Consider the following 591-nt stretch of genomic DNA (forward strand, 5'->3'; position numbering starts at 1 on the left):
TTGCGCGACCGGGCCCAGTTGTATCCGCGGAGCAGCGCCTTCCACGCCGGGGTTCCCTCCGCCAGACCGCCGCCCTGATACCGCGCCGCAACGTTCGTGAACGTCTTGTCGCGCAGCATCGCCCGGCGCTTCTCCGGGTCGCGGAGGACCTGCGGGGCGACGCGATACCCACCCGAGTTCAGGGCGTTGAGGTTATCCACGCCGATGTTCCGAACGGCCTTAGCGTTGAGGACGTACTCGTGGTTCGACAGCAGCGCGGGGATCTTGTCGTCCTTCGGCCCACCCGGGCCTCGCACCAGACCGCCCGTGGCGAACCGTACGGGGTACGGGGCCATCTTCTGTGTCCCGAGCAACTCGGACGCGGAGTTCCACATCCCGACGATGCCGTCGTTAAACACCGACTGGATCGCGAAGCGGACGGGGCGGGCGGTGGCTTCACGCACCTGATTCCACTGCTGCGCGATGTTGCCAGCAGCCCACCCGAACGTGTTCGCCGTGTACGTCAGCGCCCCGCGGATACCAGCCATAGCGGGGTTCACGCCCGTGTTGAGAACATTCCACGCGGTGTTCGCGATGCTGAACAACGCGGGG

1 protein-coding gene is annotated in these 591 nt (G+C 66.7%); it reads right to left on the bottom strand.

Features of this window, described 5'->3' with window-relative positions; translation table 11 throughout:
* Positions 1-591, bottom strand: a 591-nt coding sequence (locus tag ACTNBR_RS16530) for a hypothetical protein (protein WP_441042734.1), incomplete at both ends; no start/stop codon positions are given.

The sequence above is a fragment of the Bariatricus sp. HCP28S3_F11 genome (genome assembly GCF_052065395.1).
Taxonomy (GTDB): domain Bacteria; phylum Bacillota; class Clostridia; order Lachnospirales; family Lachnospiraceae; genus Allocoprococcus.